Origin of the sequence: Melaminivora sp. (assembly GCF_032059615.1) — a bacterium.
In the GTDB taxonomy this organism is placed as follows: Bacteria; Pseudomonadota; Gammaproteobacteria; order Burkholderiales; family Burkholderiaceae_C; genus Melaminivora.
On sequence record NZ_DAMCAM010000015.1, the window covers coordinates 43,470 to 52,352 of the forward strand.

At 66.8% G+C, this 8,883-nt stretch carries 4 protein-coding genes; all 4 read left to right on the plus strand.

Features of this window, described 5'->3' with window-relative positions:
- Positions 1 to 106: 106 nt before the first annotated feature.
- Positions 107 to 2,149, plus strand: coding sequence for a Cache 3/Cache 2 fusion domain-containing protein (locus RT051_RS05175; protein ID WP_313073029.1), 2,043 nt, complete (start codon positions 107 to 109; stop codon positions 2,147 to 2,149).
- Positions 2,150 to 2,397: 248 nt separating this feature from the next.
- Complete coding sequence (locus tag RT051_RS05180; RefSeq protein ID WP_313073041.1) at positions 2,398 to 3,681, plus strand: nitrate/nitrite transporter; 1,284 nt, start codon at positions 2,398 to 2,400, stop codon at positions 3,679 to 3,681.
- 43 nt (positions 3,682 to 3,724) lie between these two features.
- Positions 3,725 to 5,170, plus strand: coding sequence for an MFS transporter (locus tag RT051_RS05185; protein WP_313073044.1), 1,446 nt, complete (start codon positions 3,725 to 3,727; stop codon positions 5,168 to 5,170).
- A gap of 79 nt (positions 5,171 to 5,249) precedes the next feature.
- Positions 5,250 to 8,883: nitrate reductase subunit alpha (locus RT051_RS05190; protein ID WP_313073048.1), on the plus strand; the 3,634-nt coding region annotated here is incomplete at its 3' end.

The window sequence follows — 8,883 nt, forward strand, 5'->3', positions numbered from 1 at the left end:
GTCGTTTGACCTTGATCAAAAACCCGCGCAGACTTGCCGATACATTGCGAAACACTATGTAACCGCCCTCTTTGGTCGGTTTTTCCTTTTTGGGAGGAGGCAGGGCATGCGCAAGGGTCGACGTATCTGGCAGGGCAGGGGCCTGGGCGCCCGTCTGGCGATCACCAATTTTGTCTGGGTGACTGCCATCCTGGCGACGCTGGTGGCAGCCATCGCCTGGGGCATCGCGCAGGCCATGCAGGAGAAGCTGCGCTCGGAGATGCAGCAGGGCATCACCATGCTGGGGCGCTTCATCGAGGCCAACGACCGCGACCAGCGCCAGCGCGTGGAATTCTTCGCCGACAGCCTGCAGGCGGCGCTGGCGGGCACGCTGGCGCTGGACGCCTCCGGGGACGTGCCCCGGCTGACCCTGGATGGCGCCCCGCTCAACGGCGACAACGCGCGGCTGGAGGCCTTCACCCGCACCACGGGCGTGGTGGCCACGGTGCTGCTGCCCCAGGGCGGCAGCTACCTGCGCATCGCCTCCTCGCTCAAGGACGGCGAGAGTCGGCCGGTGGTCGGCACGCCCCTGGACGCGGCGCACCCGGCCATCGCGGCGCTGCAGTCCGGGCAGCGCTACACCGGCCTGGCCACGCTGTTCGGGCGCCAGTTCATGACGCATTACCGCCCGCTCAAGGACTCCTCCGGGGCCGTCGTTGGCGCGCTCTTCGTGGGCCAGGACTTCTCCGAGCTGCTCAACCAGCTCAAGGCGTCGATACGCGAACTCAAGGTGGGTGGCGAGAGTGGCTACTACTTCGTGCTGCGCGCCGACGCGGGCCCCAGCTACGGCGTGGCCGCCGTGCACCCCAGCCAGGAGGGCAGGAATCTGCTGCACCCCGAGGGTGGCGGCGAGGGGCCGGCCTTCCTGCGCGACATGCTCGAACGCAAGCAGGGCGTCATCGAATACGCCTGGCGCGATGCGGGCGCCGATGCGCCGCGCGACAAGGTGGCGGTCTTTGGCCACTATGCCCCCTGGAACTGGGTCTATGCCGCCAGCGCCTACAAGGACGAGTTCCTGGCCGGCGTCGTGCGCCTGCTGGCGACCATCGCGGCGCTGGGCCTGGGCGCCGTCGCGGTGCTGGCCGGCGTCTGGCTGGTGCTGATCCGGCGCATGGTGGTCGCCCCGCTGCAGCAGGCCAGCCGCATGGCCACCGCCATCGCGGCGGGCGACCTGAGCGTGCGCATCCACCATTCGCGCCGGGACGAGATCGGTCACCTGCTCGATGACATGAACCAGACCGCCGACGGCCTGACCCAGGTGGTGCGCGCCGTGCATGCCCGCGCCGATGGCGTGGCGCAGACCAGCGCCGAGATCGCCCAGGGCAACCAGGACCTGGCCGCCCGCACCGAGAGCGCGGCCAGCGCCCTGCAGGAGACAGCGGCGGCCATGGAGCAGCTCGGCGGCACGGTGGCGCACAACGCCGACCACGCGCGCTCGGCCGACCGGCTCACGCATGAGGCGCAGCGCGTGGTCACCGAGGGTGGCCAGGCGGTGCGCGAGGTGGTGCAGACCATGCAGGCCATCGATGCCAGCAGCAAGAAGATCGCCGATATCACCCAGGTCATCGACGGCATCGCCTTCCAGACCAACATCCTGGCGCTGAACGCGGCCGTCGAGGCCGCGCGCGCGGGCGAGCAGGGCCGGGGCTTTGCCGTGGTCGCCGGCGAGGTGCGGGCGCTGGCGCAGCGCTCGGCGGCAGCCGCGCGCGAGATCAGCGAACTCATCAATTCGAGCGTGACCGAGATCGAGCAGGGCAACGTGCGCGCCAGCCGCGCCGGCGACACCATGGAGCAGGCCATCGCCGAGATCCGCAAGGTCACCCAGCTGATCTCCGACATCAGCCATGCCAGCGCCGAGCAGAGCACGGGCGTGGCGCAGGTGGGCGAGGCGGTGGCCAACATGGACCAGGCGACGCAGCAGAACGCCGCCATGGTCGAGCAGATGGCGGGCGCCGCCGAGAGCCTGCGTCAGCAGGCGGATGAGATGGTGCAGTCGGTGGCGGTGTTCCACCTGGCGGCCACGGGGCCGGCACTGATGGACGCCCGGCCAGCGCGCCTGGACCGCGGCGACGCCGCGCCGTCGCGGCCGCTGCTGGCTCGCGCCGCCTGAGCTGCGCCGCCGGGGGCACCCGGGTTGCTACTTTTAAAATAGCTGAAAGCCGTTGCCAGTCAACGGCTTTTTTCATTTTTGTTCTTTATTCCTGGCAGGCTGGATCACTCCCCCCTAGTTCTTTTGGATTAGGGTTTTCGCTGACAAACCTCGTTCTTCTGCCGCGCCTGCGACCTGCCACCGGAGGATGGGCGCGCCGCCCTCCATGCCCCACCATGGCGTCCATTGCACAACCGGAAACAAGCGCAATGGCCACTTCCTCACCTCCCGTAAGCCAGGATCCCAGGAAAAGCCGCCAGGCCTGGTCGGTCCTGATCGTCAGCACGCTGGCCTTCACCGTGTGCTTCATGGTCTGGATGATGTTCGGCGTCATCGGCATCCCGATCAAGAAGATGCTGAACCTGTCGTCCACGCAGTTCGGCCTGCTCACCGCCATGCCGGTGCTCACCGGCTCGCTGATCCGCGTGCCGCTGGGCATCTGGACGGACAAATACGGCGGGCGCATCGTCATGACGGTGCTGCTGGCCTGCACCGTGCCGGCCATCTGGTTCATGGGCTCGGCCACCGAGTACTGGCACTTCCTGGTCATCGGCCTCTTCGTCGGCCTGGCTGGCGGCGCCTTCTCGGTGGGCACGCCCTACGTGGCGCGCTGGTTCCCCAAGCACCGCCAGGGCATGGCCATGGGCGTCTATGGCGCCGGGAACTCGGGCGCTGCAGTGAACAAGTTCGTCGCCCCGGTCATCCTGGTGGCCTTCGGCTGGCAGGCCGTGCCACACGTCTATGCCGCCATCATGCTCGGCACGCTGGTGCTGTTCTGGATGTTCAGCGCCAGCGACCCGGCGCACCTGGTGCCGAGCAACGTCAAGTTCACCGAGCAGCTCAAGGCTTTGAAGGATCCCAAGGTGCTCAAGTACTGCCAGTACTACAGCATCGTCTTCGGCGGCTACGTGGCCCTGGCGCTGTGGATGGTGCAGTACTACGTGGGCGAGTACGGCCTCGATATCCGCGTCGCCGCCCTGCTGGCGGCGTGCTTCTCGCTGCCCGGCGGCGTGCTGCGGGCGATTGGCGGTGTGCTCTCGGACAAGTACGGCGCGCACAGCGTGACCTGGTGGGTCATGTGGGTCAGCTGGATCTGCCTGTTCCTGCTGTCGTATCCGCAGACCGACTTCACCATCGCCACCGTGAACGGCCCCATGACGCTGCACATCGGCCTGAACGTCTATGTCTTCACCGGCCTGATGTTCATCCTGGGCATCGCCTGGGCCTTCGGCAAGGCCAGCGTCTTCAAGTACATCAGCGACGACTACCCCGGCAACATCGGTGCCATCAGCGGCATCGTCGGCCTGGCCGGCGGCCTGGGCGGCTTCATCCTGCCCATCCTGTTCGGTGTGCTGATGGACTGGACCGGCATCCGCTCCAGCGCCTTCATGCTGATGTACGGCGTGGTCTGGGTGTCGCTGATCTGGATGTACTTCACCGAGGTGCGCCGCACCGACGTGATGGCCCCGCAGGGCGCCGCCGCGTTGCGCTGAACCGAACGCACTCCCCCCCTTTTCCCTTCACCGGAGACGCTTCATGTCTTCCACCACCGTTTCATCCGGCAATGGCCGCAAAGGCCGCCTGCTCTCGCTCTGGACTCCCGAGGACAAAAAGTTCTGGGAAAAGGAGGGCGAGGCCGTTGCCAAGCTCAACCTGTGGATTTCGGTGCCCGCGCTGTTCCTGGCCTTCGCCATCTGGCAGGTTTGGAGTGTGGTGGCGGTGAACCTGCCGGCCCTGGGCTTCAAGTATTCGACCAATCAGCTGTTCTGGCTGGCCGCGGCGCCGGCGCTGTCGGGCGCGACGCTGCGCATCTTCTACTCCTTCATGGTGCCGATCTTCGGCGGGCGCCGCTGGACGGCGCTGTCCACCGCGTCGCTGCTGATCCCGGCCATCGGCATCGGCTACGCCGTGCAGGACAACACCACCGGCTACCCCACCATGCTGATCCTGGCGCTCCTGTGCGGCCTGGGCGGGGGCAACTTCAGCTCCAGCATGGCCAACATCAGCTTCTTTTTCCCGAAGGAGCGCAAGGGCTCGGCGTTGGGCGTGAACGCAGGCCTGGGTAACCTGGGCGTGTCGGTGGTGCAGTTCCTGAGCCCGCTGGTCATCACCGCCGGCGTGTTCGGCATCTTCGGTGGCGACGCCCAGACCATCATGAAGAACGGCGTCGAGACGCGCGTGTGGGCCCAGAACGCCGCTTTCATCTGGGTGCCCTGGATTGCCATCGCCTCGCTGGCCGCCTGGTTCGGCATGCACGACATCGCCGATGCCCGTGCCAGCTTTGCCGCGCAGGCGGCCATCTTCCGTGCCAAGCACAACTGGATCATGTGCCTGCTGTACCTGGGCACGTTCGGCTCGTTCATCGGCTTTGCCGCGGGCTTTCCGCTGCTCATCAAGGCGTTGTTTCCGGCCATCAACCCGCTGGCCTATGCCTGGCTCGGGCCGCTGCTGGGCGCGCTGATCCGGCCCTTTGGCGGCTGGCTGGCCGACAAGGTCGGCGGCGGCGTGGTGACGCTGTGGAACTTCCTGGTCATGGCGCTGGCGGTGGTGGGCGTGCTGTACTTTCTGCCCAAGGGCTCGGGTGGCTATGTGCTGCCGTTCGGCCCCGCCGAGGGCAGCTTCGCCGGCTTTTTCATCATGTTCCTGGTGCTGTTTTGCACCACCGGCATCGGCAACGGCTCCACCTTCCGCATGATCCCGGTGATCTTCCTGAACCAGAAGCTGCGCCATGCGCACGAGGGCGACGAGGCCGCGCGCGCCCAGGCCATCCGCGATGGCAACACCGAGGGTGCCGCGGCCGTGGGCTTTGCCGGCGCGCTGGGTGCCTACGGGGGCTTTTTTATCCCCAAGAGCTACGGCAGCTCGATCGCCGCCACCGGTGGCCCTGAGCTGGCGCTGTGGATCTTTGCTGCCTTCTACCTGCTGTGCGTGGTCGTGACCTGGTGGTATTACGCGCGCCGCAGTGCCGAGATGCCATGCTGATGACGCCCGGCCCGGCCCCTTCTTCGCCATCTTCTATCCCTTTGCCGCTCCACCACGACAACACCATGAAGGAAACACGATGAGTCACTTCCTCGACCGCCTCACCTACTTTTCGCAGCCGCGCGAGACTTTCGCCGGCGGGCACGGCCAGGTCACCGGCGAGGACCGCACCTGGGAGGACGCCTACCGCAACCGCTGGGCGCACGACAAGGTGGTGCGCTCCACGCACGGTGTGAACTGCACCGGCTCGTGCTCCTGGAAGGTGTATGTGAAGGGCGGCATCGTCACCTGGGAAACCCAGCAGACCGACTACCCGCGCACGCGCTGGGACATGCCCAACCACGAGCCGCGCGGCTGCTCGCGCGGCGCCAGCTACAGCTGGTACCTGTACAGCGCCAACCGCGTGAAATACCCCATGGTGCGTGGCCGCCTGCTGCGTCTGTGGCGTCAGGCGCGCCAGACCCTGGGACCGGTGGAGGCCTGGGCCAGCATCGTCAGTGACGACGCCAAGCGCAGCGAATACCAGAAGGTGCGTGGCATGGGGGGCTTTGCGCGCTCGAGCTGGGACGAGGTCAACGAGATCGTCGCCGCGGCCAACATCCACACCATCCGCCGCCACGGGCCGGACCGGGTCATCGGTTTTTCGCCCATTCCGGCCATGTCCATGATCAGCTATGCAGCCGGCACGCGCTATCTGTCGCTGATCGGCGGCGTGTGCATGAGTTTCTACGACTGGTACTGCGACCTGCCGCCGTCGTCGCCGCAGGTCTGGGGCGAGCAGACCGACGTGCCCGAGAGCGCCGACTGGTACAACTCCAGCTACATCATCGCCTGGGGCTCCAATGTGCCGCAGACGCGCACGCCGGACGCGCACTTCTTCACCGAGGTGCGCTACAAGGGCACGAAGACCGTGGCGGTGACGCCCGACTTCTCCGAAGTGGCCAAGCTGTCCGACATCTGGCTGCACCCCAAGCAGGGCACGGACGCGGCCATCGCCATGGCCATGGGCCACGTGATCCTGAAGGATTTCTACTTCCCCGACAGCGGTGAGCGCAGCGCCTACTTCGACGACTATGTGCGTCGCTACACCGACATGCCGATGCTGGTGACGCTCAAGGAGAAGGTGCTCGAGTCTGGTGAGACGGTCATGGTGCCCGACCGCTACGTGCGTGCCAGCGACTTCGATGGCAGCATGGGCCAGGCCAACAACCCCGAGTGGAAGACCGTGGCGCTGGACGAGTCCGGCCGCGTGGTCGTGCCGCAGGGCGCCATCGGCTTTCGCTGGGGCCCTGACGGCCGCTCCGACAAGGGGCAGTGGAACCTGGAGCAGAAGGACGCCTCGGGCGGCGGCGAGGTGCGCCTGCGCCTGTCGCTGCTCGAAGGCGAGGGCGGCCAGGACGAGACCGCGCGCGTGGGCTTTCCCTATTTCGGCGGCCTGCCTTCGGAGCATTTTCCGAGCAATCCGCAATCCGACGTGCTGGTGCGCACCGTGCCCGTGCAGCGCCTGCGGTTGGCTGGCGGCGAGACGCTGGTGGCCACGGTGTTCGACCTGCAGGTGGCCAACTACGGCGTGGCACGTGGCCTGCCCGGCGAGTTCGCCGCCCAGAGCTTCGACGACGACACGCCCTACACGCCCGCCTGGCAGGAAAAGATCACCGGCACGCCGCGTGACCAGGTCATCACCGTAGCGCGCGAGTTCGCACAGAACGCGCACCAGACCGAGGGCCGCTCCATGGTCATCATCGGCGCGGCGATGAACCACTGGTACCACTGCGACATGAACTACCGTGGCGTCATCAACATGCTGATGATGTGCGGCTGCATCGGCAAGAGCGGGGGCGGCTGGGCGCACTACGTGGGCCAGGAAAAACTGCGTCCGCAGACCGGCTGGACACTCCTGGCCTTCGCGCTGGACTGGATCCGCCCGCCGCGCTGGCAGAACTCGACGAGCTTCTTCTACGCCCACACCGACCAGTGGCGCTACGAACGCATCGGGGTGGAGGAGGTGCTTTCGCCGCTGGCCGACAGGAGCGAATACGGCGGCAGTCTCATCGACTACAACGTGCGCGCCGAGCGCATGGGCTGGCTGCCTTCGGCGCCGCAGCTGAAAACCAACCCCCTGCAGGTGGTGCGCGACGCCGAGGCGTCGGGCCAGGACCCCAAGGACTACGCGGTCCAGGCGCTCAAGAGCGGCAGCCTGAAGATGAGCTGCATCGACCCCGACCACCCGGACAACTGGCCGCGCAACATGTTCGTGTGGCGCTCCAACATCCTGGGCTCCTCAGGCAAGGGGCATGAGTACTTCCTCAAGCACCTGCTGGGCACGAGCAATGGCGTACAGGGCAAGGACCTGGGTCCGCAGGACGCCAAGCCCACCCAGGTGGTTTGGCACGACAAGGCGCCCGAAGGCAAGCTGGACCTGCTGGTCACGCTGGACTTCCGCATGAGCACCACCTGCCTGTACTCGGACATCGTGCTGCCCACGGCCACCTGGTACGAGAAGAACGACCTCAACACCAGCGACATGCACCCCTTCATCCACCCGCTGTCCACGGCGGTGGACCCGGCCTGGTCGGCGCGCAGCGACTGGGACATCTACAAGGGCTTTGCCAAGAAGTTCAGCGAGCTGTGCCCCGGCCAGCTGGGTGTGGAGCGCGAGCTGGTGCTGTCGCCGCTGGCGCACGACTCCCCGGCCGAGCTGGCGCAGCCCTTCGGCGTGTCCGACTGGACGCGCGGCGAGTGCGACCTGATCCCCGGCAAGACCGGCCCGCAGATGCAGGTGGTGGAGCGCGACTACCCCAACGTATACAAGCGCTTCACCGCCCTGGGCCCGTTGATGAACAAGCTGGGCAACGGTGGCAAGGGCATCAACTGGAACACCGAACTGGAGGTGACCCAGCTCGGCCAGCTCAACGGCGTGGTGCGGGAGCCCGGCGTGAGCCAGGGCATGCCCAGGATCGAGAGCGACATCGACGCCTGCGAGGTGGTGCTGCACATGGCGCCCGAGACCAACGGCCACGTGGCGGTGAAGGCCTGGGAGTCCCTGTCCAAGCAGACCGGGCGCGACCACACGCATCTGGCCATCCACCGTGAGGACGAGAAGATTCGCTTTCGCGACATCCAGGCGCAGCCGCGCAAGATCATCAGCTCGCCCACCTGGAGCGGCATCGAGAGCGAGACGGTGAGCTACAACGCCGGCTATACCAACGTGCACGAGCTGATCCCATGGCGCACGCTGACCGGGCGCCAGCAGTTCTACATGGACCACCCCTGGATGCTGGCTTTCGGTGAGGGCTTCACCAGCTACCGCCCGCCGGTGGACTTGAAAGCTACGGCCGAGGTCATGGGCCTCAAACCCAACGGCAACCCGGAGATCCAGCTGAACTTCATCACGCCGCACCAGAAGTGGGGCATCCACTCGACCTACACGGACAACCTGCTCATGCTCACCCTGAGCCGCGGCGGGCCCATCGTCTGGGTCAGCGAGGAGGACGCCAAGCGCGCCGGTATTGAGGACAACGACTGGATCGAGCTGTTCAACGTCAACGGCGCTCTCACCGCGCGCGCCGTGGTCAGCCAGCGCGTCAAGCCCGGCATGGTCATGATGTACCACGCCCAGGAAAAGATCGTGAACACCCCCGGCTCGGAGATGACCCATGTGCGCGGCGGCATCCACAACTCGGTGACGCGCGTGGTCCTGAAGCCCACGCACA

What these genes read in the sequence shown, in the direction of transcription:
- RT051_RS05185 (WP_313073044.1), top strand. Translation starts at nt 3,725, where the DNA reads ATGTCTTCCACCACCGTTTCATCCGGCAATGGCCGCAAAGGCCGCCTG.
- RT051_RS05180 (WP_313073041.1), top strand. Translation starts at nt 2,398, where the DNA reads ATGGCCACTTCCTCACCTCCCGTAAGCCAGGATCCCAGGAAAAGCCGC.
- RT051_RS05175 (WP_313073029.1), top strand. Translation starts at nt 107, where the DNA reads ATGCGCAAGGGTCGACGTATCTGGCAGGGCAGGGGCCTGGGCGCCCGT.